Here is a 24,314-nt window from a genome sequence, read left to right on the forward strand (position 1 = left end):
CCTTTAACCCCGGCAGAATTCATCCTGCCATTTGATTGCGACTCTGGAGCCTTACATGAAATTCCTCGCACCGTTTGCCCTGCTCACCTTTGCAAGCCTCATGAGCGCCCCACTGCTGGCTGCCGAAGAAGCGCCACAACTGACAGGCTGCGCCGCCAAGCGCCAGGCCATCAGTACTCAGATCGACCAAGCCAAGGCCCATGGCAACAGTGAACAGCAAGCCGGCCTGGAAAAAGCCCTGAGCGAAGTCACCGCCAACTGCACCGACGCATCCTTGCGCAAAGAGCGTGAAAACAAAGTGCTCGACGCCAAGCACGAAGTCAGCCGCCGTCAGGCCGACCTCGACAAAGCGATGAAAAAAGGCGACGCCGACAAGATCAACAAACGCAAAGACAAGCTCGCCCAGTCGCGCAAAAACCTGCAGGACGCCGTCGAAGAACTCGACCAGTAAACCCGGTCAGTGGTCCCGGAACTGTTTATGGCAGGCCGTGCAGGCATCTTCGACTTTTTGCACAGCAGGCCCCAGGTTGCTGGCCTTGTAAGGCTGCACCTGGCTTGCGATCACCAATTCACCGGTGGCCGCTTCAAGGTTTCGGGCCAGCTCCTGGAAGCGTGCCTGTTGCTGCCAAACGTCATCCTTGGCGCTGGTGTGATCTTCCTCGCGTACGCTTGGGAAATGCTTCCACGGTTCGTGGGACAACGCATCGAGCTTGGCCGCGCCTTCGGCGAATTTAGCCCCGTCGAACGGGATACGCCCACGCAACATGCCGCCCAGGTCTTCACCGGTCTTGAGCATCTGTTTGAAAATCGCCTTGCGCTGACCCAAAGGCGAGTTCGGATCGACACCGCCGCAGGCGGACAAGGTCAGGCAGGCCAGCAATACCAGGGTCAGTTTTTTAAAAGTCATCATGGCTTCAAGGTCACGGGAAACGGCGGCCAGTATCCTCGCCCCGCCCGCAAAGACCAATAGCCCTATTAATAATAAGGGTTGCCCGCCGACGTTGAAGCGCGGGCAATCGCTTCAGGAATTACGTGCATGAATGTCACCTCGAAACCTTGGAGCCGCCGCCTGGTATGGGCTCTGCCGATGATCGCGTTGCTCGCCGGCTGCGATGGCGGCAAAGACGCCGGCAAAGATGAAACCGTTAAGCCCCACGCTGTCGCCACCTACGTGAGCGCACCGTGGGAGGCGCTGCCGACTGTTTCCGACAGCGACCTGCTGGCCGGGTTTGAATCCTGGCGTAGCGCCTGCCAACGCCTCAAGGCTGACCCGGTCTGGGGCGCGACCTGTGCAGCCGCCACCGCCGTGCCGGGCAATGCCGTGGCGGTTCGCGGCTTTCTCAAGGAGCGCCTGGATGTGTTCGGCCTGCGCTCGGCTGACAACACGCCGAATGGCTTGATCACCGGCTACTACGAACCGGTGTACCCCGGCAGCCTGACCGAAACCGCCACCGCCCATGTGCCGGTGTATGGCGTGCCGGATGACCTGATCATCGTCAACCTGGAAAGCATCTACCCGGAACTCAAGGGCAAGCGCCTGCGCGGTCGCCTCGAAGGTCGCGTGCTCAAGCCCTATGACGATGCCAGCACCATCAACGGCCAAGGTTCCACCGCCAAACCGATTGCCTGGTTGACCAACCCGATGGACCTGCAATTCCTGCAAATCCAGGGCTCCGGGCGTATTCAACTGGCCGGTGGGCGCCAACTGCGTGTGGGTTACGGCGACCAGAACGGCTACCCCTACCGCCCTATCGGCCGCTGGCTGGTGGAGCAAGGCGAGCTGAAAAAAGAAGACGTGACCATGGGCGCCATCAGCGCCTGGGCGAAGGCTAACCCGCAACGTATTCCGCAGCTGCTGGCGAGCAACCCCAGCTATGTGTTTTTCAGCGCCCGCCCGGACAGCAACGAAGGCCCGCGCGGTTCGCTGAATGTGCCGCTGACCGCCGGTTACAGCGTGGCAGTGGATCGCAAGGTGATTCCGCTGGGCAGCCTGTTGTGGCTGTCGACCTCCAAACCCGACGGTTCGCCGATCGCCCGACCTGTGGCAGCCCAAGACACCGGCGGTGCGATCACCGGCGAAGTGCGCGCAGACTTGTTCTGGGGCACCGGTGAGGCGGCGGGTGAATTGGCCGGGAATATGAAGCAGCAAGGGCAGATCTGGATGCTGTGGCCAAAAGGCACGGCGTTGCCGCATGTGCCGGACGCGCCTGCCGGGACCTGACAGCCCGCCGAGAAGCAAATGTGGATGAGAACTTATGTGAAGCGGACTTGTTGTGGCGAGCGGGCTTGTTGTGGCGAGCGGGCTTGCCCCGCGTTGGGGCGCGAAGCGGCCCTGAAACCAGGCGCCGAGTTTCTTCTGAAAGAACTCGGTGTGCCTACTGGGGCCGCTTCGCAGCCCAACGCGGGGCAAGCCCGCTCGCCACGACAAGCCCGCTCACCTCAGTAAGCCCGCTCCCACAGGGGACGTGCGCTAAGCCTTAGATCGAAACAAAGAAGAAACTCGCAATCAGCGCCATGCCTACGAACCACACCAGCGAACGCAGTATCGCCCAGTCCGCCAGGTAGCAAATGATGTACAGCAAGCGGCTGGTGATAAACATCACCGCCAGCACATTGATGGTCACCAGCGACGCCGTGCCGGCCAGGTGCGCAATGATTACCGCCGCAGCAAATGCCGGCGTCACTTCAAAGCTGTTGAGTTGCGCACTGTGGGCGCGTTTGGCGAACCCTTCGAGCGTGTCCAGGAAAGCACGCGGGTCGTGGTTCTGGCGTGGCCCGAACTTGCCGCCGCTGAACTTGGCCACACCTGTGCACAGGTAAGGCAGGAAAATTGCGATCAACACACACCAGAAAGCCACCGTCATCACTGATTCCTTTTGTAGTTTTAGCCAGCGGTTAGAGTTTTAGCACTAAAAATGCCACACCGCACTTAACCGCTATGAACCACGCCACTGCAAAAGGTTCTGCCGGCCTTTTGCCCCCTGGCTTGCAACATCCCGCCACTGCTGCGGTCCATCCACCCACTAATCAACGCTCACTTCACCTTCCAGGGACCCCGGATGCTTGAACTTGTCGCCGCCTTCATTTGCCTCACCACGCTGCTCACGTATGTGAACTACCGCTTTATCGGCCTGCCACCCACCATCGGCGTGATGGTCACGGCCCTGCTGTTTTCGCTGATCCTGCAAGGCCTGAGCTTCATCGGCTATCCAGGCCTGGAAGAGCGCATTCAACAATTGATCGGCCAGATCGACTTCGGCGATCTGCTGATGAACTGGATGCTGTCGTTCCTGCTGTTCGCCGGCGCCTTGCACGTCAACTTGAACGACTTGCGCAGTTATCGCTGGCCCATTGGCCTGCTGGCGACCTTCGGCGTGTTGATTGCCACCGTGGTGATCGGCAGCTTGGCGTACTACATCTTTGCCCTGTTCGGCTGGCACGTGAGCTTCCTTTACTGCCTGCTGTTCGGCGCACTGATTTCGCCCACCGACCCGATCGCCGTATTGGGCGTGCTGCGCACCGCCAACGCATCGAAACCGCTGAAAACCACCATCGTCGGCGAGTCGCTGTTCAACGACGGTACGGCGGTGGTGGTGTTCACCGTGCTGCTGGGGATTGCGCAACTGGGCGAAACACCGACCGTGGGCGCCACCGCCATGCTGTTCGCCCATGAGGCGGTTGGCGGCGTGGTATTCGGCGGCCTGATCGGCTACCTGGTGTACTTGATGATCAAGAGCATCGAGCAACACCAGATCGAAGTGATGCTGACCCTCGCGCTAGTGATTGGCGGCTCGGCAATGGCCACCGAACTGCATGTCTCGGCGCCCATTGCGATGGTGGTGGCCGGGCTGATCATCGGCAACCTGGGGCGCAAGCTGGCGATGAACGACATGACGCGGCGCTACCTGGACGGCTTCTGGGAGCTGCTCGATGACATGCTCAACGCCCTGCTGTTTGCGCTGATCGGCATGGAGCTGTTGCTGTTGCCGTTCAACTGGCTGCACGTGTTGGCCGCCAGTTTGCTGGCCGTGGCGATCCTGCTTTCACGCCTGCTGACCGTGGCCCCGGCGATCCTGCTGCTGCGTCGCTGGCGCACGGTGCCGCGCGGCACTATCCGCATCCTTACCTGGGGAGGTTTACGCGGCGGGGTTTCGGTGGCGCTGGCGCTGGCCTTGCCGCTGGGCCCGGAACGCGACCTGCTGCTGAGCATCACCTACATCGTGGTGCTGTCGTCGATCCTGTTGCAGGGTTTGAGCATCGGCAAGCTGGTCAAGCGCGTGACCCGGGACGAGCCCCAAGCCACGCCTGAGCATCACTGATCCTTGTTGATCTGCTGCGGATGCCTCGGGTCCGCAGCCTTTTTCCCTGGCAGGCTGCTTTCGCTGCGAATCTGCGCATGGCTGATCAGGGCAAAGATAAAACTGCCACCGATGATATTGCCCGCCAGGGTCGGCCCGGCGAACACCAGCCAGAAGTCCTTCCACGGCAACTCACCGGCAAACACCAGGTAAGACACTTCCGCCGAGCCGACGACGATGTGGGTGAAATCCCCTAACGCCATCAAGTAGGTGATCAGGATGATGATGAACATCTTGGCGCTTTCCATGGACGGGATCATCCACACCATGGTGGCGATCATCCAACCGGAAATAATGCCCTTGGCGAACATCTGGCCGGGGTCGTTTTCCATGACCTTACGGCCGATTTCGAGGAAAGCCATGTCTGTTTTTGTGTCGAAGATCGGCAGGTGCAACATCACGTAGGCCACCAACAAGGTGCCGCACAGGTTGCCCACCAGCACAACGGCCCACAACCGTAACAGCCGGCCGACATTGGCCAGGGTCGGCTTGCTCATCACCGGCAGCACCGCGGTCAGGGTGTTTTCAGTGAACAGTTGCTGGCGCGCCAAAATGACGGCGAGGAAACCCGCGCAATAGCCAAAGCTGGCGATGACCTTGAATGCCTCTCCATCCGGCAAACGCGAATTCAGCAGGCCCATGCCCATTAGTGACAAGCCCATGGTCAGGCCGGCGGCCAGCGCCGACCACCATAACGCCGCCACATTGCGCTCCAATTCCTGATCGCCCTGCGTGCGGATGATTTCATGCAGCACCGCCGCGCGAGGCGGCTGGTTCTTGTCGACGTCTTGCTGTTCTTCCTGCGACAAGTTGGGGGTCTTGCCGTCTGCTTGCGTGGCCATGGGCGTACCTGAACGGGGGGTGTTGTTCAGGTACGACCTGTCGCCCATCAAGAGCGTTCACTGGCCGGTGCAGGATTACTCGCTGATGCCGTCTTCCTGGAACTGGTCTTTCACGTATTTGATTTCCGTACGGCCGTGGGGCGCGGGCAAACCGTCTTCACCCAGGTTGACGAAGACCATTTTTTCCACGGTCAGGATACTTTTGCGCGTGATTTTGTTGCGCACTTCGCAAGTAAGGGTGATCGAGGTGCGGCCGAACTCGGTGGCGGTGATGCCCAGCTCGATGATGTCGCCCTGGCGCGAGGCGCTGACGAAGTTGATTTCGGAGATATACTTGGTCACCACGCGCTGGTTGCCCAATTGGACAATCGCGTAGATGGCCGCTTCTTCGTCGATCCAGCGCAGCAGGCTGCCGCCGAACAGGGTGCCGTTGGGGTTGAGGTCTTCGGGTTTTACCCATTTGCGGGTGTGGAAGTTCATGGTCACTCCAAAGCGTCTTGCCGAATGATGGGCAACATCATGGCAGAGCGCAGGCCCAAGCTCTATGAACCATTGCCTATCAAGCCGATGCGCGATCTTCATATGGCTGACAGAAAGGCTTGGGAAGTCTGGCGCACACAGCTATAATCGCAACCGCTTCAAAACGGTCATCTCTGATTGATACCGTTCTCCCGCCACCTGTCCGAGGGGCGCTGCAGCAGGCTCGACCTGTCAGGCTCGGATGGGGCGTTGTCCGGCCTGGTTAGCCAGCTGGATACTAAACGCACAACGGCGCCCATTCGCGCACTACGAATGGAGGCTCTTCATGAGCGCTGTAATCACGCCTGCAGATTTTACCGACTACAAAGTCGCCGACATGTCCCTCGCTGCATGGGGCCGTCGCGAAACCTTTATCGCCGAATCCGAAATGCCGGCCCTGATGGGTCTGCGTCGCAAGTATGCCGCTGAGCAGCCGCTCAAGGGCGCGAAGATTCTCGGCTGCATCCACATGACCATCCAGACTGCCGTGCTGATCGAAACCCTGGTTGCCCTGGGTGCCGAAGTACGTTGGTCCTCCTGCAACATTTTCTCGACTCAAGACCAGGCCGCTGCCGCTATCGCTGCCGCCGGCATCCCGGTATTCGCCTGGAAAGGCGAGACCGAAGAAGAGTACGAGTGGTGCCTGAAGCAAACCATCCTCAAGGATGGCAAGCCATGGGACGCCAACATGATTCTCGACGATGGCGGCGACTTGACCGAACTGTTGCACAAAGATTATCCGCAGGTGCTCGAGCGCGTCCACGGCGTGACCGAAGAAACCACCACTGGCGTTCACCGCCTGCTGGACATGCTGGCCAAGGGCGAGCTGAAAATCCCGGCCATCAACGTCAACGACTCGGTAACCAAGAGCAAGAACGACAACAAGTACGGCTGCCGTCACAGCCTGAACGATGCGATCAAGCGCGGCACCGACCACCTGCTGTCGGGCAAGCAAGCCCTGGTGATCGGCTACGGTGACGTGGGCAAGGGTTCGTCCCAGTCCCTGCGTCAGGAAGGCATGATCGTTAAAGTCTCCGAAGTTGACCCGATCTGCGCCATGCAAGCCTGCATGGACGGTTTCGAAGTGGTTTCGCCGTTCATCGATGGCGTCAATGACGGCACCGAAGCGAGCATCGACAAGGCCCTGCTGGGCAAGATCGACCTGATCGTGACCACCACCGGTAACGTGAATGTGTGCGACGCGAACATGCTCAAAGCCCTGAAAAAGCGCGCAGTGGTCTGCAACATCGGTCACTTCGACAACGAAATCGACACCGCTTTCATGCGCAAGAACTGGGCATGGGAAGAAGTGAAGCCACAGGTACACAAGGTTCACCGTACCGGCGCTGGCAAATTCGACCCACAAAACGATGACTACCTGATCCTGCTGGCCGAAGGCCGCCTGGTTAACCTGGGCAACGCCACTGGCCACCCAAGCCGCATCATGGATGGCTCGTTCGCCAACCAAGTACTGGCGCAGATCTTCCTGTTCGGCCAGAAATACGCCGACCTGTCGCCAGCCCAGAAAGCCGAGCGCCTGACCGTAGAAGTACTGCCGAAGAAACTCGACGAAGAAGTGGCCCTGGAAATGGTCCGCGGCTTCGGCGGCGTAGTGACTCAACTGACCAAGACCCAGGCCGACTACATCGGCGTGACGGTTGAAGGCCCGTTCAAGCCGCACGCTTACCGCTACTAAGCAGCCCTGTAGGCGCCGGCTTTATGTGGGAGCTGGCTTGCCTGCGATAGCATCACTGCGATATGCCTGACATACCGCAGTGCCTGCATCGCGGGCAAGCCCGGCTCCCACATAAGCTGGGTGCCCACATTGACTGTGTATGCCTTCAGGTATTCTGAGTTTCCAAGGGTATTACCATGTCCCAAGACCGTCGCTACAGCTTCGAGTTTTTCCCGACCAAGACCGATGCTGGGCATGAAAAACTGATGGCGACTGCCAAGCAGTTGGCCAGCTACAACCCCGACTTCTTTTCCTGCACCTACGGCGCCGGCGGCTCGACCCGTGATCGCACGATCAACACCGTGCTGCAGCTGGAAAGTGAAGCCAAAGTTGCCGCCGCTCCGCACTTGTCGTGCGTGGGCGACAGCAAGGCCGACCTGCGCGGCCTGCTGACCCAGTACAAACAAGCCGGCATCAAGCGCATCGTCGCCCTGCGTGGCGACCTGCCGTCCGGCATGGGCATGGCCAGCGGTGAGCTGCGCTACGCCAATGACCTGGTGAGTTTCATCCGTGAAGAAAGCGGCGATCACTTCCATATCGAAGTGGCGGCGTACCCGGAGATGCACCCCCAGGCACGTAATTTCGAAGACGATCTGCACAACTTCGTGCGCAAGGCCAACGCCGGCGCCAACAGCGCGATCACCCAGTACTTCTTCAACGCCGACAGCTATTTCTACTTCGTCGAGCGTGTACGTGCGATGGGTGTAAACATCCCAATCGTGCCCGGCATCATGCCGATCACCAACTACAGCAAGCTGGCGCGTTTCTCCGACGCTTGCGGTGCCGAGATCCCACGCTGGGTGCGCAAGCAACTGGAAGCCTATGGCGACGACGTGAAGAGCATCCAGGCCTTCGGTGAACAGGTTATCAGCGAGATGTGTGAGCGTCTGTTGCAAGGTGGCGCACCAGGGTTGCACTTCTACACCCTGAACCAGGCTGAACCGAGCCTGGCCATCTGGAACAACCTCAAGCTGCCACGCTGAGGCTCGCTCCGATACGCCAAGGCCCTCGTCAATACGAGGGCCTTTTTGTTTTAAATGCGCCAGATCAACTTGCCCGCGAATGCGTGTGCCAGAGCTTCTCTTTAGGGCAGGAGCGTCGTAACCTCAGGGCATGCCCGTCATTCTCAAGCTGTTGACCGCTGTGCTTTTCACTTGCCTGAGCCTCACCGCTTACGGCGAGAAACTGCGCATTGTCACCGAGCCCTGGGCGCCTTACGTATACGACGAAAACGGCAGCATGCGCGGCCTGGATTACGAAACCACGGTGATCGTGTTCCAGCGTCTGGGCGTGGACGTGGAGTGGCAGTTCCTGCCCTGGAAACGCTGCCTGGCCATGCTCGACCAAGGCCACGCCGACGGCGCGCTGGATATTTTCCACAGCCATGAACGCGACGCCTTGCTGCTCTACCCCAGTGAGCCACTGTCGGATGTGGAGTTTGTGCTGTTCTATGCCAACGACCGCCCTCACCCCGCGGAAACCCTGGATGATTTGCGCGGGCTGACCGTGGGTACTTCGCCGGGTTACCTGTATGGCGACACCTTCAGCGACTCCACGTTGTTCAACCGCGAGCCGGCGCCCAGCCACGAAGCCAACTTCGGCAAGCTGTCGCTGGGGCGCATCGATCTGGTGATTACGGATCGCCGGGTGGGCCAGCATGTGATCAAGGCCATGGGCCTGGAGGGCAAGGTCAGCCAGGCTCCTGTGGTGGTCAGCCGCCAGGCGCAGTTTCTCGCCGTGCGTCGTGGCGCAGGCATGGACCTGCTGGTGCAGCGCTTCGCCGCCGAACTCAAGCGCTTCAAACAGGAGCCGGCGTACGCCATCTTGAGTGCCAAATATGGCGGAGTCCAAGCCATTACTGCCTCAGAACACACCGTTGAGCAGCAGGAAAGCGGCGCGCCGTGATTGCTCTGTTATACTCCGGCCTTTCCGCCAGGCTCACGCCCGGCCGCTGAGGTCTTGAAAAAGGCACCTAACCCAGCTACTGCGCAGCTTTCAGCCCGCGCGAGCCGGTGGAGTGCCCGCCAGACGCAGCAGGACCGGACGGGGTTGCGCTCCCCTAAGCGCCATTCACGCCCGGCAAGATTATCCCTTTGGGCCAAGCCCTAACTAAAACAGGATTACTCATGTCCTTTGCTTCCCTCGGTCTCTCCGAGGCTTTAGTCCGCGCCATCGAGGCAGCGGGCTATACCGAGCCTACTCCGGTGCAACAGCGGGCCATTCCCGCCGTGTTGCAAGGTCGCGACCTGATGGTTGCGGCTCAGACAGGTACTGGTAAAACCGGTGGTTTCGCCCTCCCGATTCTGGAGCGGTTGTTCCCCAATGGTCACCCAGACAAATCCCAGCGTCATGGCCCGCGCCAACCGCGCGTGCTGGTCCTGACCCCTACCCGCGAACTCGCCGCCCAGGTGCACGACAGCTTCAAGCTGTATGCCCGCGACTTGAAGTTCGTCAGCGCCTGCATCTTCGGCGGCGTCGGCATGAACCCACAGGTTCAGGCCATGTCCCGCGGTGTTGATGTGCTGGTCGCCTGCCCGGGTCGTTTGCTCGACCTGTGCGGCCAAGGCAGCGTCGACTTGTCCCACGTGGAAATCCTCGTGCTGGACGAAGCCGACCGCATGCTCGACATGGGCTTTGTCCATGACGTGAAAAAAGTCCTCGCCCGCCTGCCGGCCAAACGCCAGAACCTGCTGTTCTCGGCCACGTTCTCCCAGGACATCACTGCCCTGGCCGGCAAGCTGCTGCATAACCCGGAACGCATCGAAGTCACGCCGCCGAACACCACGGTCGAGCGTATCGAGCAACGTGTCTTCCGCCTGGCCGCCAGCCACAAGCGTGCGCTGCTGGCGCACCTGATCACCGCCGGCGCCTGGGAACAAGTACTGGTGTTCACCCGCACCAAGCACGGCGCCAACCGCCTGGCCGAGTACCTGGACAAGCACGGCCTGACCGCCGTAGCCATCCACGGCAACAAGAGCCAGAATGCGCGCACCAAAGCCCTGGCCGACTTCAAGGCCGGTTCTGTGCGCATCCTGGTCGCCACCGATATCGCCGCCCGCGGCCTGGATATCGACCAGTTGCCACACGTGGTCAACTTCGAGCTGCCAAACGTCGACGAAGATTATGTGCACCGTATCGGCCGTACCGGCCGTGCCGGGCGTTCGGGTGAAGCCATTTCCCTGGTTGCACCGGACGAAGAAAAACTGCTGAAAAGCATCGAACGCATGACCAAGCAGAAAATCGCCGACGGCGACCTGATGGGCTTCGATGCCAGCGCCGTTGAGGCCGAGAAGCCTGAAGCGCACGAGCGTCCGGACGTACGTAACCCACGCAACCCACGCGGTCCTAAGGGCGATGGCCCGAACGGCGGCGGTGGTGGCGGTGGCCGTCGCGACAAGGGCAAAGACAAGGGTGGCAAGGAAAAAGCGCCCACCAACGGCCGTGGCGAACGCCCAGCCCGCGAACAGAAACCCCGTGAAGGCACCCCGGCCCGCGAACAGCGCCAGCCGAGCCAGCCGCCACGCGCTGCAGCCGACCGCGCCCCGGACGAGTTCCTCGACGACGACGTGGATAACTTCGGTAACCGCGTTGACTACGTGCCCCAGGCCAAACCGGCCCAGGGCCGTGGCCGTCGTCCAGGTGCTCCGGCACAGGGCGCAGGCGCTGGCGCCCCACGTGGCGGCCAGCCACAAGGCGGCCGTCAAAATGGCCCGCGCAACAGCAGCGGCGGCACCACCGGTACTCCGCCTGCCAAGCGCAGCGGCCCGCGCAATGGCGCACCGCGTGACGGCCAGGCGCGTCGTGAAGATTCGCGCAGCAACAACCGTCGCCCGGCCCGTGATGACCAGCCACGCTTGTCCGAGCCGGCCGTGCAGAACCCGCGCGGTGGCCCGGCGCCGAAGATCATCCACAAGGAGTCGAAAGCTGACCGCTTCCCGACACCTGAGCAGCTGGATCAGTTGCCAGGCCGCCCTCGTGGTGAGAAACCAGCGTTGCTGACCCGCAACCGCTGAGTTTCAGACGGCAAAAAAAACGCCCCGACTGTTCGGGGCGTTTTTGCATCCGGCGCTTTTTTCATTGATCGGATGCTTCGCCCGCCTTATGAAAAAGTTTTGCGAAGATCATCCAGCGACCGTCAACTTTCATCAGGTTCAAATAGTCGACCATTACATTATTGAACAAGCGCAAACGCACTTTCACGATGGCCATTTCCGAGGACATCACATCAATCATCAGCACTTCATCAAGTTGCGGAAAACCACCTGCCTGCGGCGACTGACGGCCTTGAACCATGGTGCGGTACTCGGCAAAGGGCCGCACGACCACGTCCGCATTTTGCGCGCTATATAACACGCACCCCCGATGAAACACTTGATCGAACGCCTTCAGATCCTGAGTTTGCAAGACACTAAAATAGTCTTTCAGAAACGCTTGAATTTCATCTATCACCACTGACAACTCCTGACTGTTTAACACGACGTTATTTAAGTAACTCACCGGTCGCGTATTATCAGGAGCGCACACATTTCACGTATAGCGGCTATTATTAGGCTTTACTGTGAAAGGAATTCACACGTTGAAACTGCCCCCCCTCGCGGCCTTACGCGCCTTCGAAGCATTGGCCCGGCTGGGCAAGGTGAACCTTGCCGCCGCCGAATTACACGTTACCCACAGTGCCGTCAGCCATCAGATCCGTTCGCTTGAAGAGTATCTGGACATGGCGTTGGTGATGCGCAACAAACGGGCCCTTGCGCTGACTGATGAGGGGCGTGTGTATGCCTATCAAATCAGGCAGGCGCTGGGTGAGATCGCGGGGGTTACGGAAAAACTCATGGCAAAAACCAAGCACCCGCAACTGACCGTGTCGGTGCTGCCTTCCTATGCCATGCATTGGTTACTGCCGCGCCTGCAAGATTTCAGGGCTGCCCACCCGGAGCTGCACCTGAGGCTGGAGTCGAGCATGGAATTCGCCAGCTTCGATCAAGGTCCGCTCGATTGCGCGATCCGCTTCGGCCATGGGCAATGGCCCGATGTGCACTGTGAACCGCTGATGGGCGATTCACTGCTGGTGGTCGCCGCGCGCGACTTCAACCTCGGCGTGCTGCCCGACACCGCGCAAGCCATCCTTGAGCAGCCGCTGCTGCACGCCAGTGAAAGCTGGCCCATCTGGCTGGGTGCAGCGGGCGTGGAAGAGCAACGCCCTCAAGCCTCGCTGGAGTTCACCGACTCAACGTTGATGCTCGAAGCCGTCAGGCTGGGGCACGGTGTCGCGCTGACCCGTCGCTCGATTGCCCATTCGCTGATCCAACGCGGGGAACTGGTCAGGCTTACCGACATTGAGCCGATTCACACCTCGCGCTACTTCCTGGTCTGGCCGGCTGGCAGCAAACATTCGGCGCAATTAACCTCACTGCACACCTGGCTCAAAGAACACGTTGTGATCTATCAGGGCAGTTTATAAACCGGCAGACAGCAAAACGCCGACCCCAGGGTCGGCGTTTTGATGGTGACGCAGCGAAAAATTACTTCGCTTTCACACCTTCAAAGGTCACGTACAGCTCAACAGTGTTGGACGCTGGGCCCAGGTCCATCTGCTTGCCGAAGTCCTGACGGTTGAAGCTGGTGGTGCCTTCAAAACCGGCACGGTAGCCGCCCCATGGATCCTTGCCTTCACCCAGGAACGTAGCCTTGACCACGATCGGCTTGGTCACACCGTGAAAGGTCAGGTCGCCGGTCACGTCGGCAGTGACTTGGCCTGCAGCATTTTTACCGGTGGTTTTAACACTGGTGGAAACGAACTTGGCATCGGCAAACTTGCCCACGTCCAGGAAGTCTTTGCTGGCGATGTGCTTGTCACGTTCGGCGTGGTTGGTGAACACGCTGGCGGTACGGACGTTGAACTCGATTTTGCTGTCTTCAGGCTTGGCAGCGTCAAAGCTGAACTTGCCGTCCAGGTCCTTGAAAGTACCGGTGATGAAGCTGTAGCCCAAGTGGCTGATCTTGAAATCAACGAAGGCGTGCTGACCTTCCTTGTCGACAACATAATCAGCGGCCATCGCTGAACCTGCGGACAGCAGAGCAGAACCGATTGCCAGAGCGGCGAGCGTCTTTTTCAACATGCTTTCTATTCCTTGTGAGTCGAGGTTGAACATCAGGCTTTGCGCCCCAGCATTCGCGTGAGGGTCGCATCACGATCGATAAAGTGGTGTTTCAACGCAGCCACGCCGTGCAAGCCGGCGAAGACCACCAACACCCAGGCGAGGTACAGGTGCACCACGCCGGCGGTGTCTGCCTGGTCCGGTAGCCCGGAAACCACGGCAGGAATCTCAAACAGGCCAAACACCGGGATACCGACACCGTCTGCGGTGGAAATCAGGTAACCGGCAATCATCACGGCAAACAGCCCGAGATAAAGGAACGCGTGGCCAAATGCAGCGCCAATACGGGTCAAGCGGCTGTAGCTGGCCAGCGGTGGAGGTGGCGGGCTGACCAAACGCCAGACGATGCGCACCAGCATGATGGCGAACAGCGTGATGCCAATGCTCTTGTGCAGGTCAGGCGCGTCTTTGCGCCACGCACTGTAGTAGTCGAGACCGACCATCCACAGGCCCAGCGCGAACAAACCGAACACCACCAGGGCAACGCCCCAGTGCAAAACCATACTGACCCAACCATAGCGGGCCGATGAATTACGTAGTTGCATGTCCCAAATCCCGTAAGAGCTGTGCCCAAGACTAGCGATTTACCTATCGAATTAAAGCCGAAAATTTAGCTTTGAAATATCGAGAAATACGATCTTGAGATTATGCACAGTACGTTAACAATGGATTAAGGACTATTCCTAAGAAACGTGACAGACCGTCCTGCGTTTACCGCGAATTTATCCGTAATGGGTTGTGACACAGCCGACCATTGCATAGGCTTGCGCGATTGTTACGCCTGCGCCGGCCGCAGGACCGCTTCGAGGAGATAAAACGATGGGCTTGAACAACCAGTGGATGCAACGCGACCTCGCGGTGCTGTGGCATCCCTGCACCCAGATGAAAGACCACCAGCAACTGCCGCTGATTCCGATAAAACGCGGTGAAGGCGTGTGGCTGGAAGACTTCGAAGGCAAGCGCTACCTCGACGCCGTCAGCTCCTGGTGGGTCAACGTGTTCGGCCACGCCAACCCACGTATCAATCAGCGCATCAAGGATCAGGTTGACCAGCTTGAACACGTGATCCTCGCCGGTTTCAGCCACCAGCCGGTGATCGAGCTGTCCGAACGCCTGGTCAAGATGACCCCGGAAGGCCTGACGCGCTGTTTCTATGCCGACAACGGTTCGTCGTGCATCGAAGTCGCGTTGAAAATGAGCTTCCACTACTGGCTCAACCGCGGCCAGCCGAACAAAAAACGTTTCGTCACCCTGACCAACAGCTACCACGGCGAAACCATCGCCGCGATGTCGGTGGGCGACGTGCCGTTGTTTACCGAGACCTACAAGGCGCTGCTGCTCGACACCATCAAGGTGCCCAGCCCGGATTGCTACCTGCGCCCTGAGGGCGTGAGCTGGGAAGAGCATTCGCGCACGATGTTCCTGGCCATGGAACAGACCCTGGCCGAGCACCACGACAGCGTCGCCGCCGTCATCGTCGAACCGCTGATCCAGGGCGCCGGCGGCATGCGCATGTATCACCCGGTGTACCTCAAGCTGCTGCGCGAAGCCTGCGACAAATACGGCGTGCACCTGATCCACGACGAAATCGCCGTGGGCTTCGGCCGCACCGGCACGATGTTCGCCTGTGAACAGGCCGGCATCCGCCCGGACTTCCTGTGCCTGTCCAAGGCCCTCACCGGCGGCTACCTGCCGTTGGCGGCGGTGGTCACCACCGACGATGTCTACGACGCCTTCTACGACGACTACCCGACCCTGCGCGCCTTCCTGCACTCGCACAGCTACACCGGCAACCCGCTGGCGTGCGCGGCAGCCCTGGCGACGCTGGATATTTTCGAAGAAGACAACGTCATCGAAAACAACAAGGCCCTGGCCCAGCGCATGGCCACCGCCACTGCGCACCTGGTGGACCACCCGCACGTGTCCGAAGTACGCCAGACCGGCATGGTACTGGCCATCGAGATGGTCCAGGACAAAGCCACCAAGACCGCCTACCCGTGGCAGGAGCGCCGTGGCCTGAAGGTGTTCGAACACGCCCTGGAACGCGGCGCACTGTTGCGGCCGTTGGGCAGCGTGGTGTATTTCCTGCCGCCGTATGTGATTACGCCGGAGCAGATCGACTTTTTGGCCGAAGTGGCCAGCGAAGGCATCGATATCGCCACCAACGATAAAGTCAGCGTTGCAGTGCCGAAGGACTTTCACCCAGGCTTCCGCGATCCCGGCTGATAACACCTACCTCAATGATCGTTCCCACGCTCAGCGTGGGAATGCAGCCCTGGACGCTCCGCGTCCGCTCTGCACATTATTCCCAGAGAACACAAATGAGACTGTCCCGCTTTTTCACCGACACCCCGCTGAGCCTCGGCGATCACGAGTTGCCCGAAGCCCAGGCGCACTACATCAGCCGCGTCTTGCGCATGGGCGAAGGCGACGCCGTGCAACTGTTCGACGGCTCCGGCCAGGAGTTTTTGGGCACGTTGCTGGAAGTCGGTAAAAAACGCGTCAGCGTGCAACTCACGGAACGCTTTGCAGGCCAGACGGAATCGCCCCTGCACATTCACCTCGGCCAGGGTTTGTCGCGTGGCGAGCGCATGGACTGGGCGATTCAGAAAGCCACCGAGTTGGGCGTGAATGCGATCACGCCGATTTTCAGCGACCGCTGCGAAGTACGCCTCAAGGACGAACGCGCCGACAAACGCCTGCTGCACTGGCGCCAGGTGGCGATCAGCGCCTGCGAGCAATGCGGGCGCTCCACCGTGCCGGCGATTCACCCGCCGCTGCTGCTGGCTGACTGGTTGAAGCAGGTCGAGGCAGATTTGAAGCTGGTGCTGCACCCCGTGGCCGAGCCGATGATCAGCCATGCCAAGCCTGCCAGCCTGGCGTTCCTGATCGGGCCTGAAGGTGGTTTGACCGATAACGAAGTCGACACCGCCCAAGGTGCCGGCTTCCATGCCGCCCGCCTCGGCCCGCGCGTGTTGCGCACCGAAACCGCGCCAGTCGTTGCATTGAGCGTGGCCCAGCAACTCTGGGGCGACTTCTAACCCTCGCCCGATCGCTCCCACGCTCTGCGTGGGAATGCCTCCTGTGACGCTCTGCGTCACGACCTCAAAACGGACGCAGAGCGTCCAAGGCTGCATTCCCACACAGAGCGTGGGAACGATCAATCCACGGGGTCGCTGACAGGCTTGGCAATAATCGCCTTCAACTCAGCCGTCATCGGGAATTCCAGGTTCAACCCTTTGGGCGGAATCGGCTGTTCAAACCAGCGCTGGTAAATGCCGTTGATTTCTCCTGAGCGGTACAGATCGCCAAGTGTCTCGTTGACCACTGCAAGAAACTGCGGGTCGTCCTTGCGCACCATGCAACTGTAGATCTCCCGCGATTGCTGCTCGCCCACCACCACCCAGCGTTGCGGGTCACGGGCCTTGGCGCGCTCACCGTAGAGCAGCGCGTCATCCATGTAAAACGCCGCCGCCCGGCCAGTCTCCAGCATCTTGAACGCTTCGCCGTGGTCTTTGGCGGCGATCACCGATATATCGCTGTTGTGCTCTGCGTTGTAGCGCTTGATATACCGCTCATTGGTAGTGCCTGCAGTGGTCACCACTTTCTTGCCCTTGAGGTCTTCAAAGCCATGGATGCCACTGTCTTTAGCCGTCAGCAACTGCCCCTTCACGAAGATAAAACCGTAGGAAAACGCTACCTGTTTCTGCCGCTCGGCAGTCACGGCAGTGGAACCGCACTCCAGGTCCACTGTGCCGTTTTGCACCAGCGGGATACGCGTCTGTGACGTCACCAGGTTGTACTTCACCTTGAGGTTTGCCACGCCGGTTTTTGTCTGGATGCGCTCGACGATTTTGTTCGCCAGGTCCACTGAATAGCCCATCGGCTTGCCACTGTGGTCCCCCACATAGGAGAACGGTACTGAAGCATCTCGGTAGCCAAGGGTAATCTGCTGATTGGTCGTGATCTTCCTGAGTGTTCCACTGGACTCATCCGCCATCGCCAAATGCCCGCCCAGCACCAGGGAAACGAAGGCGCAGGTTCTAAATACGAACCGTGTCATAGCGGTTGCTCGCGAGGGCCGCTGATCACATTTACCTCAGCCGAGGCCAACGTAGTGGCCCGACAAAGTTGCTGACTGCTTTGGACTCGATCAATGCTCATCGATGTTACGCTCTGATATCTAAGGTCAGGCAGCCTTGGGAAGAAACGCCTGGGTATCGATAGACGTCGGCTTCGCTCCAATCATTTCGGCCAATAACTGCCCGCTGGCGCAGGCAAGCGTGAAGCCAAGGGCACCATGCCCAAGGTTGAGCCAAAGATTGCGATAAGCACTGGGGCCAATCAGGGGTACACCAGTGGGCGTCGCCGGACGCATACCAGCCCATTCAACCGCAGCGTCGTAATTACCCGCCATCGGGAAAGTCTGACGCGCCATCCGTTTTATCACTGCCAGACGACCAGGATCCGCAGCGCTGTTGAAACCCACGATGTCGACCATTGCAGCAACGCGCAACTGCTCGCCGATACGGGCGTACACGGTTCTGCGGTCATAGTCGGTGACGTTGATTTGCGGGGCGTTGTGCTGCTCGCCGATGGGCACACTCAGGCTGTAGCCCTTGAGGGGATAAAGCGGCAGACGCAAGTCCGACAGCCCCATGCGCAAGCTTCTGTGGCCTGCCGCCAGAACCACGTTCTCTACCGGTAAGACTTCATCCTGCAACTCCACGGCCACCGCACGACCAAAGGCCTCGTGGATACGCAGCACCTTGCGCCCGAGCAGGAATCGACACCGCCCCGTTGCCTCCAGACGCGCCGCAAGCCGTTGGCAGAAGGCGTAGCAATCAGCAACTTCTTCGGTCGGGGTGTAAATGCCCCCGACAAAGGCGCCCTCGGTCAGGGAAGGCTCCAACTGGCGACATTCGTCGGCCGATAACACCTGTTTATACAGGGGGTCCATCACTTTTCGCCGCGCATGGTCAAAACTCTCAGCGGAACGAAAGGTCACCAGTTTTCCGTTTTGTTTCCAGTCAAAGCCGCCCAGGCTGTCCTCCTGACGCCAGCACTTCAAGGTCTCCTGGCTCATCAGCGCCAGGCGAAGCAAGTGTTCGCCGTTTATGCGATTAACCGAGGAGCGGCAAGCGCCCACAAAGGATGCCATCCATCGCCATTGCAACGGGTCCAGGCGAGGTTTGATCCTTAGCGGCGACTCGGAACGCAGTAACCAACCGAGGGCTTTCAATGGAACGCCGGCGTCAGCCAAAGGCGCGACATAGCGATAGGACAGTTGGCCACCGTTCGCGAAACTGGTCGCACTGCCCAAAGTGTTTTGCGCTTCGATCACAGTCACGTCCATGCCTGCGCGCACCAACGCATAAGCGCTAGCCAAGCCGATGACGCCGCCACCGATGATACAAACCTGCTTTGTCACAAGAAAACCTCACATTTATTGATACCAATTCAAGAGTAGGGTTAAGTGACAAACGCTGAATAATGACTAAAGCTTGGTCACCTATAAACAAAGGTTATGGGCAAGCCATGCGCTTACGTCATATCGAAATCTTCCAGGCCATCCGCCAAACCGGCTCAATCAGCGCCGCCGCGCAGCTGCTGCACGTCTCGCAACCGGCGGTGACCAAGGTGTTGCAGCACGCCGAGCTGCAACTGGGTTTCCCGCTGTTTCTGCGCGTACGCGGAAAGTTGCAGCCCACCCCGGAAGCCCTGGCGCTGGAAAGCGAAGTCGAGAAAGTCACCCAGAGCCTGCAAGGCGTGCGGCGCCTGGCCAAGAGCTTGCGTCGTGAGCCTGGGCAAAGTGTGCGCATAGGCGCTATTCCGGCGCTGGCCCTGTCGTTGCTGCCGCCAGCGGTCCTGGAGTGGAAGCGCGATTACCCGGACATCGCCTGCGAGCTATCCAGCGACCATAGCCGCGAGTTGGTGCAAAAGCTGTTGATGCGCGAGATTGACCTGGCGCTGACCCTCAACTTCTCCGGCCACCCCGGCTTGACCACGCAGGTGTTGGCCAATGGGGGGTTGGTGGCGTTGGCGTCAACAGGTTATTGGCCAGCGTCCGAGATGGGCAAACCCTTGCCGTTGGATGACTTGGCAGGTGCGCCGTTGATTGGCTTGTCCAGCGCTGACCCGTTGGCGGCCAAGCTCGACAGCTACCTGGAAAACGTCGACCCGCCGCCACGGGTGAGCATTTCCGTACAGACTTACTCCCTGGCCCGGGCGATGGTGGAATCCGGCGCCGGCTTGACCGTGATCGACCCGTTTACGGCCTTGGGCGCCTCAACGGCCACTACGTGCATCCGTACGCTCAGCCCGCCGCTGCCGATCACCCTGTATGCCCTGACCCGCGCGGACGAGCCGCCGCCCCATATGTTGGCGAACCTGGTGGAGATCTTTGGCGCTCGCGCCCGCGATCTGCTCGATCGCTTGTAATGTGAGAGCTGGCTTGCCTGCGATGCAGGCGACTCGGTCTATCAGTTTGACCGGGGCGATGCTATCGCAGGCAAGCCAGCTCCCACATTCAAAGCACGTAATGCATGATCGCCACAAAGTGCAGCAAGCTGCCGCCGATCACAAACAAGTGCCAGATCCCATGGGAATGGCGCAGCCGATCTTCCAGGGCAAAAAAGATGATGCCGACGGTGTACAACACCCCGCCCGAGGCCAGCCACACAAACCCGGCCGTGCCCAGCGCAGCGAGCAGCGGCTTGACCGCCACCAGCACGATCCAGCCCATCACCGCGTAGATCACAATCGACAAAATGCGTGCCTCGGAACGCGGCTTGATCTCTTGCAGGATGCCGATCACCGCCAGCCCCCACACAATCCCGAACAGCGTCCAGCCCCACGGGCCGCGCAGTGTCACCAGGCAAAACGGTGTATAGCTGCCGGCGATCAGCAGGTAGATCGAAAAGTGATCAACCTTCTGCATGATCGCTTTTCGCCGCCCGCGTACGCTGTGGTACACGGTCGACGCGCTGTACAGCACCAGCAGCGTAAAACCGTAAATTGCCACACTGACGATCTTCCAGGGGCTGCCGTCCAGGCTCGCCACCACCAGCATCCACACTGCACCGACAAAAGCGGCTACCGCCCCGACCAAATGGCTCCAGGCGTTGAATCGTTCCCCGTGATACATGTGTCACTCACCTCGAATAACCGTTACCACTTGGTTGTGCTACTTGCATTCTGACGCGCTGGGCGGCTCTGCAGGTAACAACCTTTTCTTCATTTGCCCAACAACCCTGTACCGATGGATCATTCATCCAATCCACATAAAAGCAGCCTATCGGTAATCCCCGTGCCCGAGTTTGAACCCGCCCCGCCTCATCCCAGCCTATGGCAGCTGTTTTACAACTTTGCCATGGTCGGCCTGTTCGGCTTTGGCGGCGTCATGCCCTGGGCGCGGCAGATGATGGTCGACCGCCGCAGCTGGGTCAGTGAGCAAAGTTTCAATGAGCTGCTGACCACCGGTCAGTTCTTCCCCGGCCCCAATATCGCCAACGTCGGCATCATCTACGGCCGGCGCCTGCATGGCTTGCCGGGTGCGGTTGTGACCGTCTGTGGGCTGTACCTGTTCCCCTCATTGATCACCGTGCTCGCCGGTTTCGCCTACACCAAATGGTGGACGCACGAGGTGGTGCAGCAAGTCTTCGGCGCCGTGATGCCGATTGCCACCGGGCTGATCCTCGGCACTACCCTGCGCCTGCTCAAGGCCATGCCCAGAACCGTCGCCAATTACGTCGCCTTTCTAATGACCTTCGTGCTGATGGCCATTCTGGTGCTGCCGTTGTGGATGGTGCTGCTGATCTGTATCCCCAGTTCACTGGCCCTGGGTTTTATCGACACGCGCAAGGTGGCCCGCTGATGCAAGCCACACTCCTGCACCTGATGCTCCAATGCGCGCTGTGGTCGCTGATGTCGATTGGCGGCAACATGGTTGCCGTCGGCGATATCCACCGCTATTCCGTCAACGACATGAACTGGCTGACGGACGCCCAGTTCGTCGCCTTCTTCGCCCTGTCCCAGGCGTTGCCAGGCCCTAACGGCATGTTGCTGGTGTTCATCGGCCAGCAAGCCGCCGGGCTGCCGGGTGCGGTGGTCGCCTTACTGGCCAAGCTGGTGCCGTGCTCGGTGCTCACTTACGTGGGCGCCGGCTGGCTGGAAAAACACACCACCACGCCGTGGGTGCAGCGGGTCAAACGCAGCCTGCTGCCGATCTCCATCGGCCTGATCCTGGCCTCGACCTACATCCTGATGAACAGCCTGGAAAACAACGCGACCAGCCTGGTGCTGACCCTGGCCAGCGCCGCCGTGGTCTATTACACGCGGCTCAACGCGATCTGGCTGATCATCGTCGGCGTGTTGCTGGGCCTGGGCAGTGCATGGCTGGGAGTGAACTGGTTTTAGGGGCACAATCGGGAGTATTCGAACAAGAGCCACGGCCATGCTGATCGACGAAGAATTCACCCTCAAGAAGCTCGAGATCTTCCTGGCGTTTATGCGCACCGGCAACCTGGCCCGCGCCGCCGCCGAGCTGCAAACCAGCAACGTCAGTGTGCACCGCGCCATCCACTCGCTGGAAAACGCGCTGCGCTGCCCGTTGTTCAAACACGAAGGACGCAACCTCACGCCGCTGGAAAGCGCCTACGTGCTGGAAGAGCGCGCGCAAAAGCTGGTAGCCGATGTGGTCGACAGCGTGCGCCTGACCCGCGAAGCCGCGGGGTTCTCCGCCGAGCGCTTCAAACTTGGCTCGCTGTATTCGCTGACAGTGAAAACTGTGCCGCAGCTGATCATGGGCCTGAAAATCAGGCGCAGCGAACTCAATATCGACCTGATCCTGGGCTCCAACTTCGACCTGCTCTACAAGCTCAAGAACATGGAAGTCGACGCGATCCTGATCTCCCTCGACGAACGCGCCAACGACCCTGATTGCGAGCAGATCGCGCTGTTCACCGACGACATCTTCCTCGCCACCCCCGCCGATTCACCCTTCGACCGCGAGCAGGAAATCGACCTGGCGGATGTGCGCGACGCCACGTTCATTACCCTCACCCAAGGCTTCGCCACGCACCAGGATGGCAACCGCGTGTTCAAGCAGGCAGGGTTCGAGCCGAAGGTGGCGATGCAGGTGAATGACATCTTCACGCTGTTGAGCATGGTCAGCTCAGGCGTGGGTTATGCCCTGCTGCCGGGGCGGATTGCGGCGGTGTATGAGAACCGCGTCAAGCTGATACCGCTGCAAGCCCGGTATCGGTTGCAGCAGCAGATTGGCGTGGTGTTTCTGAAGGCCAAGGAGCGTGATCCGAATTTGCTGGCGTTGTTGGCCGAGTGTCGAATGTATGCCAACCGCCAGGCCTAAATCTGACCGAATGATCGTTCCCACGCTCCGCGTGGGAATGCCTATTGTGACGCTCCGCGTCACGCTTTTTAGAGCGGACGCGGAGCGTCCAGGACTGCATTCCCACGCGGAGCGTGGGAACGATCGGGTTAGCCAACGATCCCGCGCATGATCAGAAACAACAGCGATGGCCCCAGCAAACAGCCCAGTGCGGTGTAAAACGCAGCCGTCAGGCAGCCGTACGGCACCAGCTTCGGATCGGTTGCCGCCAACCCGCCCGCCACACCGCTGGAGGTGCCCATCAACCCGCCGAAAATCACCGCGCTGCGAGGGTTGTTAAGACCGATCAACGGCGCCACGAGCGGCGTCATCACCATCACCAGAATCGCCTTGATCAACCCGGCGGCAATGGACAGCGCCATCACCTCGGAACTCGCGCCAATCGCCGCGCCGGTGACCGGCCCGACGATGTAGGTGACCGCGCCGGCACCGATAGTAGTCAGGCTGACTGCGTCGGTATAACCGAAGGCCATCGCCACGCCTACACCCGCAATAAACGATGAGCCCACACCGACAAACAACGCGAGTACACCGACGTACCCCGCTCGCTTGAGCTCATCAACGCTCACACCAAAGGCCGTGGCGACGATGGCAAAATCTCGCAGCATCGCCCCGCCCAGCAGGCCGATGCCCGACAACAGCGGAATATCCACCACGCCTTTTGAACCACCGGTAAAAGCGCCGCCGACATAAGACAGGACCAGCCCCAGCAAAATGGCAATCGCAGAGCCGTGCAAGCGGCCTTTGGTAAAGGTGTCGGAGATCCAGTAGGAGACCCACATGGTCAGGCCGATGACGGCAAAACCACTGATCAGGCCGTAGCCGGTGATCACTTTCATCATGGCTTCATACATGGCGATCACCCCGCTTCTTTGGTGGGAACAACTGCGCTCGGCTCACGGTTACCGATGCGCACCAGCACCGGCACCAACGCGAAACCCAACACCACCGCCAGCGTTCCCGCCAGGATTGCCATAGGCCCACCACTGATGGCGCCATAGACGTTTTGCTGAGCCGCCATGGCCACCACAATCGGGATGTAGATCGCCGCCCAGAAGCTCACGCCTTGCTCCGACTTACCGGTAAACAGGCCACGCTTATTGAGGTAACTGCCCAGGCCGATCAACAGCAACATTGCGATACCCACCCCGCCGACGTTGGCCGGGATGCCCAACAACTTGCCCAGCAGTTCACCGACAAACAGGCCGGCCAACGTGCAAAGCGCCAAGAACGCCACACCGTAGATAATCATTGTTGTTGTCCTCAAAGTGCTTCATCGAAATTGTTGTTTTT

General features: G+C 60.0%; 26 protein-coding genes and 1 riboswitch. Of the genes, 14 read left to right on the forward strand and 12 right to left on the reverse strand.

From position 1 onward, the window contains the following. Positions 1–55: 55 nt before the first annotated feature. Positions 56–451: a DUF1090 domain-containing protein gene (locus tag L8I05_RS24425; RefSeq protein ID WP_242171875.1), complete on the forward strand. Its 396-nt coding sequence runs from the start codon at positions 56–58 to the stop codon at positions 449–451. A 6-nt stretch (positions 452–457) separates the two neighbouring features. Here L8I05_RS24425 and L8I05_RS24430 read toward each other — a convergent pair whose 3' ends face one another. Further along, the gene (locus L8I05_RS24430; RefSeq protein ID WP_197626519.1) at positions 458–907 is read right to left on the reverse strand and encodes a cytochrome c; all 450 of its coding nucleotides are present in this window, start codon (positions 905–907) and stop codon (positions 458–460) included. A gap of 129 nt (positions 908–1,036) precedes the next feature. Here L8I05_RS24430 and L8I05_RS24435 point away from each other — a divergent pair, with 129 nt between their 5' ends. After that, the gene (locus tag L8I05_RS24435; protein ID WP_242171878.1) at positions 1,037–2,221 is read left to right on the forward strand and encodes an MltA domain-containing protein; all 1,185 of its coding nucleotides are present in this window, start codon (positions 1,037–1,039) and stop codon (positions 2,219–2,221) included. Positions 2,222–2,477: 256 nt separating this feature from the next. Here the strand turns inward: L8I05_RS24435 and L8I05_RS24440 are convergent, their stop codons facing one another. Further along, the gene (locus L8I05_RS24440) at positions 2,478–2,864 is read right to left on the reverse strand and encodes an MAPEG family protein (protein WP_242171881.1); all 387 of its coding nucleotides are present in this window, start codon (positions 2,862–2,864) and stop codon (positions 2,478–2,480) included. A 195-nt stretch (positions 2,865–3,059) separates the two neighbouring features. Here L8I05_RS24440 and L8I05_RS24445 point away from each other — a divergent pair, with 195 nt between their 5' ends. Continuing rightward, positions 3,060–4,319, forward strand: a complete 1,260-nt coding sequence (locus tag L8I05_RS24445) for a sodium:proton antiporter (RefSeq protein WP_177017873.1) — start codon at positions 3,060–3,062, stop codon at positions 4,317–4,319. Here L8I05_RS24445 and L8I05_RS24450 read toward each other — a convergent pair. Then, a complete protein-coding gene (locus L8I05_RS24450) occupies positions 4,313–5,200 on the reverse strand; it encodes a formate/nitrite transporter family protein (RefSeq protein ID WP_242171884.1) in 888 nt (295 codons plus the stop codon). The genes L8I05_RS24445 and L8I05_RS24450 overlap by 7 nt on opposite strands. 75 nt (positions 5,201–5,275) lie before the next feature. Beyond that, positions 5,276–5,680 (reverse strand): hotdog domain-containing protein, encoded by a 405-nt coding sequence (locus L8I05_RS24455; RefSeq protein WP_010167614.1) that lies wholly within the window; start codon positions 5,678–5,680, stop codon positions 5,276–5,278. A gap of 198 nt (positions 5,681–5,878) precedes the next feature. After that, positions 5,879–5,984, forward strand: a riboswitch (S-adenosyl-L-homocysteine riboswitch). A 21-nt stretch (positions 5,985–6,005) separates the two neighbouring features. On the opposite strand from L8I05_RS24455, the gene ahcY reads away from it, so the two are divergent. From ahcY to L8I05_RS24475, 4 genes are all read left to right on the forward strand, one after another. Then, positions 6,006–7,415: an adenosylhomocysteinase gene (ahcY, locus tag L8I05_RS24460; RefSeq protein WP_159960568.1), complete on the forward strand. Its 1,410-nt coding sequence runs from the start codon at positions 6,006–6,008 to the stop codon at positions 7,413–7,415. Positions 7,416–7,591: 176 nt separating this feature from the next. Next, complete coding sequence (metF, locus tag L8I05_RS24465; protein WP_177017869.1) at positions 7,592–8,437, forward strand: methylenetetrahydrofolate reductase [NAD(P)H]; 846 nt, start codon at positions 7,592–7,594, stop codon at positions 8,435–8,437. Positions 8,438–8,567: 130 nt separating this feature from the next. Beyond that, the gene (locus L8I05_RS24470) at positions 8,568–9,359 is read left to right on the forward strand and encodes a transporter substrate-binding domain-containing protein (RefSeq protein ID WP_242171887.1); all 792 of its coding nucleotides are present in this window, start codon (positions 8,568–8,570) and stop codon (positions 9,357–9,359) included. A gap of 221 nt (positions 9,360–9,580) precedes the next feature. Continuing rightward, positions 9,581–11,467: a DEAD/DEAH box helicase gene (locus L8I05_RS24475; protein ID WP_242171891.1), complete on the forward strand. Its 1,887-nt coding sequence runs from the start codon at positions 9,581–9,583 to the stop codon at positions 11,465–11,467. Positions 11,468–11,528: 61 nt separating this feature from the next. Here the strand turns inward: L8I05_RS24475 and L8I05_RS24480 are convergent, their stop codons facing one another. After that, positions 11,529–11,903, reverse strand: a complete 375-nt coding sequence (locus L8I05_RS24480) for a nuclear transport factor 2 family protein (protein WP_159960576.1) — start codon at positions 11,901–11,903, stop codon at positions 11,529–11,531. 127 nt (positions 11,904–12,030) lie between these two features. Between L8I05_RS24480 and L8I05_RS24485 the strand changes: the two genes are divergently transcribed. Next, complete coding sequence (locus L8I05_RS24485; RefSeq protein WP_242171896.1) at positions 12,031–12,915, forward strand: LysR substrate-binding domain-containing protein; 885 nt, start codon at positions 12,031–12,033, stop codon at positions 12,913–12,915. A gap of 61 nt (positions 12,916–12,976) precedes the next feature. Here L8I05_RS24485 and L8I05_RS24490 read toward each other — a convergent pair whose 3' ends face one another. Both L8I05_RS24490 and L8I05_RS24495 read right to left on the reverse strand, forming a co-directional pair. Continuing rightward, positions 12,977–13,573, reverse strand: a complete 597-nt coding sequence (locus L8I05_RS24490; protein ID WP_026013867.1) for a YceI family protein — start codon at positions 13,571–13,573, stop codon at positions 12,977–12,979. A 32-nt stretch (positions 13,574–13,605) separates the two neighbouring features. After that, positions 13,606–14,157 (reverse strand): cytochrome b, encoded by a 552-nt coding sequence (locus L8I05_RS24495; RefSeq protein ID WP_159960580.1) that lies wholly within the window; start codon positions 14,155–14,157, stop codon positions 13,606–13,608. 274 nt (positions 14,158–14,431) lie between these two features. On the opposite strand from L8I05_RS24495, the gene L8I05_RS24500 reads away from it, so the two are divergent. Then, entirely contained in the window at positions 14,432–15,838 is a 1,407-nt protein-coding gene (locus L8I05_RS24500) for an adenosylmethionine--8-amino-7-oxononanoate transaminase (RefSeq protein WP_242171897.1), read from the forward strand. Between the two features lie 95 nt (positions 15,839–15,933). Further along, positions 15,934–16,653: a 16S rRNA (uracil(1498)-N(3))-methyltransferase gene (locus L8I05_RS24505; protein WP_242171898.1), complete on the forward strand. Its 720-nt coding sequence runs from the start codon at positions 15,934–15,936 to the stop codon at positions 16,651–16,653. Positions 16,654–16,772: 119 nt separating this feature from the next. On the opposite strand, the gene L8I05_RS24510 is transcribed toward L8I05_RS24505, so the two are convergent. Together L8I05_RS24510 and L8I05_RS24515 are read right to left on the reverse strand one after the other, a co-directional pair. After that, positions 16,773–17,675 carry a transporter substrate-binding domain-containing protein gene (locus L8I05_RS24510; protein ID WP_242171901.1) on the reverse strand — a complete coding sequence of 301 codons (903 nt, stop codon included), beginning with the start codon at positions 17,673–17,675 and terminating at the stop codon, positions 16,773–16,775. Between the two features lie 126 nt (positions 17,676–17,801). Beyond that, entirely contained in the window at positions 17,802–19,043 is a 1,242-nt protein-coding gene (locus tag L8I05_RS24515; protein WP_242171903.1) for a D-amino acid dehydrogenase, read from the reverse strand. A 107-nt stretch (positions 19,044–19,150) separates the two neighbouring features. Between L8I05_RS24515 and L8I05_RS24520 the strand changes: the two genes are divergently transcribed. Continuing rightward, positions 19,151–20,053, forward strand: coding sequence for a LysR family transcriptional regulator (locus tag L8I05_RS24520; RefSeq protein ID WP_242171906.1), 903 nt, complete (start codon positions 19,151–19,153; stop codon positions 20,051–20,053). Positions 20,054–20,141: 88 nt separating this feature from the next. Here L8I05_RS24520 and L8I05_RS24525 read toward each other — a convergent pair whose 3' ends face one another. Beyond that, the gene (locus L8I05_RS24525; RefSeq protein ID WP_159960592.1) at positions 20,142–20,759 is read right to left on the reverse strand and encodes a hemolysin III family protein; all 618 of its coding nucleotides are present in this window, start codon (positions 20,757–20,759) and stop codon (positions 20,142–20,144) included. Between the two features lie 162 nt (positions 20,760–20,921). On the opposite strand from L8I05_RS24525, the gene L8I05_RS24530 reads away from it, so the two are divergent. Genes L8I05_RS24530 through L8I05_RS24540 form a run of 3 tightly spaced genes read left to right on the forward strand, consistent with a single transcriptional unit; the run spans position 20,922 to position 22,982 of the window. After that, complete coding sequence (locus tag L8I05_RS24530; protein WP_242171910.1) at positions 20,922–21,488, forward strand: chromate transporter; 567 nt, start codon at positions 20,922–20,924, stop codon at positions 21,486–21,488. Continuing rightward, positions 21,488–22,030 carry a chromate transporter gene (locus L8I05_RS24535; RefSeq protein ID WP_242171912.1) on the forward strand — a complete coding sequence of 181 codons (543 nt, stop codon included), beginning with the start codon at positions 21,488–21,490 and terminating at the stop codon, positions 22,028–22,030. The genes L8I05_RS24530 and L8I05_RS24535 overlap by 1 nt, the downstream gene beginning before the upstream one ends. A 37-nt stretch (positions 22,031–22,067) precedes the next feature. Then, positions 22,068–22,982 (forward strand): LysR substrate-binding domain-containing protein, encoded by a 915-nt coding sequence (locus L8I05_RS24540; protein WP_177017859.1) that lies wholly within the window; start codon positions 22,068–22,070, stop codon positions 22,980–22,982. A gap of 128 nt (positions 22,983–23,110) precedes the next feature. Here L8I05_RS24540 and madM read toward each other — a convergent pair whose 3' ends face one another. Together madM and madL are read right to left on the reverse strand one after the other, a co-directional pair. After that, the gene (gene madM, locus L8I05_RS24545; RefSeq protein WP_242171915.1) at positions 23,111–23,875 is read right to left on the reverse strand and encodes a malonate transporter subunit MadM; all 765 of its coding nucleotides are present in this window, start codon (positions 23,873–23,875) and stop codon (positions 23,111–23,113) included. Positions 23,876–23,880: 5 nt separating this feature from the next. Further along, entirely contained in the window at positions 23,881–24,273 is a 393-nt protein-coding gene (gene madL / locus L8I05_RS24550; RefSeq protein WP_242171917.1) for a malonate transporter subunit MadL, read from the reverse strand. Positions 24,274–24,314: the final 41 nt, after the last annotated feature.

The sequence above is a fragment of the Pseudomonas sp. MONT-RG-20F-20-E-7-02 genome (assembly GCF_022662395.1).
Taxonomy (GTDB): Bacteria; Pseudomonadota; Gammaproteobacteria; order Pseudomonadales; family Pseudomonadaceae; genus Aquipseudomonas.

Excerpts from the sequence above, each read along its gene's own strand:
- L8I05_RS24425 (WP_242171875.1), top strand. The coding sequence starts at position 56 with ATGAAATTCCTCGCACCGTTTGCCCTGCTCACCTTTGCAAGCCTCATG.
- L8I05_RS24430 (WP_197626519.1), bottom strand. The coding sequence starts at position 907 with ATGACTTTTAAAAAACTGACCCTGGTATTGCTGGCCTGCCTGACCTTG.
- L8I05_RS24435 (WP_242171878.1), top strand. The coding sequence starts at position 1,037 with ATGAATGTCACCTCGAAACCTTGGAGCCGCCGCCTGGTATGGGCTCTG.
- L8I05_RS24440 (WP_242171881.1), bottom strand. The coding sequence starts at position 2,864 with ATGACGGTGGCTTTCTGGTGTGTGTTGATCGCAATTTTCCTGCCTTAC.
- L8I05_RS24445 (WP_177017873.1), top strand. The coding sequence starts at position 3,060 with ATGCTTGAACTTGTCGCCGCCTTCATTTGCCTCACCACGCTGCTCACG.
- L8I05_RS24450 (WP_242171884.1), bottom strand. The coding sequence starts at position 5,200 with ATGGCCACGCAAGCAGACGGCAAGACCCCCAACTTGTCGCAGGAAGAA.
- L8I05_RS24455 (WP_010167614.1), bottom strand. The coding sequence starts at position 5,680 with ATGAACTTCCACACCCGCAAATGGGTAAAACCCGAAGACCTCAACCCC.
- ahcY (WP_159960568.1), top strand. The coding sequence starts at position 6,006 with ATGAGCGCTGTAATCACGCCTGCAGATTTTACCGACTACAAAGTCGCC.
- metF (WP_177017869.1), top strand. The coding sequence starts at position 7,592 with ATGTCCCAAGACCGTCGCTACAGCTTCGAGTTTTTCCCGACCAAGACC.
- L8I05_RS24470 (WP_242171887.1), top strand. The coding sequence starts at position 8,568 with ATGCCCGTCATTCTCAAGCTGTTGACCGCTGTGCTTTTCACTTGCCTG.
- L8I05_RS24475 (WP_242171891.1), top strand. The coding sequence starts at position 9,581 with ATGTCCTTTGCTTCCCTCGGTCTCTCCGAGGCTTTAGTCCGCGCCATC.
- L8I05_RS24490 (WP_026013867.1), bottom strand. The coding sequence starts at position 13,573 with ATGTTGAAAAAGACGCTCGCCGCTCTGGCAATCGGTTCTGCTCTGCTG.
- L8I05_RS24495 (WP_159960580.1), bottom strand. The coding sequence starts at position 14,157 with ATGCAACTACGTAATTCATCGGCCCGCTATGGTTGGGTCAGTATGGTT.
- L8I05_RS24500 (WP_242171897.1), top strand. The coding sequence starts at position 14,432 with ATGGGCTTGAACAACCAGTGGATGCAACGCGACCTCGCGGTGCTGTGG.
- L8I05_RS24505 (WP_242171898.1), top strand. The coding sequence starts at position 15,934 with ATGAGACTGTCCCGCTTTTTCACCGACACCCCGCTGAGCCTCGGCGAT.
- L8I05_RS24510 (WP_242171901.1), bottom strand. The coding sequence starts at position 17,675 with ATGACACGGTTCGTATTTAGAACCTGCGCCTTCGTTTCCCTGGTGCTG.
- L8I05_RS24520 (WP_242171906.1), top strand. The coding sequence starts at position 19,151 with ATGCGCTTACGTCATATCGAAATCTTCCAGGCCATCCGCCAAACCGGC.
- L8I05_RS24525 (WP_159960592.1), bottom strand. The coding sequence starts at position 20,759 with ATGTATCACGGGGAACGATTCAACGCCTGGAGCCATTTGGTCGGGGCG.
- L8I05_RS24535 (WP_242171912.1), top strand. The coding sequence starts at position 21,488 with ATGCAAGCCACACTCCTGCACCTGATGCTCCAATGCGCGCTGTGGTCG.
- L8I05_RS24540 (WP_177017859.1), top strand. The coding sequence starts at position 22,068 with ATGCTGATCGACGAAGAATTCACCCTCAAGAAGCTCGAGATCTTCCTG.
- madM (WP_242171915.1), bottom strand. The coding sequence starts at position 23,875 with ATGTATGAAGCCATGATGAAAGTGATCACCGGCTACGGCCTGATCAGT.
- madL (WP_242171917.1), bottom strand. The coding sequence starts at position 24,273 with ATGATTATCTACGGTGTGGCGTTCTTGGCGCTTTGCACGTTGGCCGGC.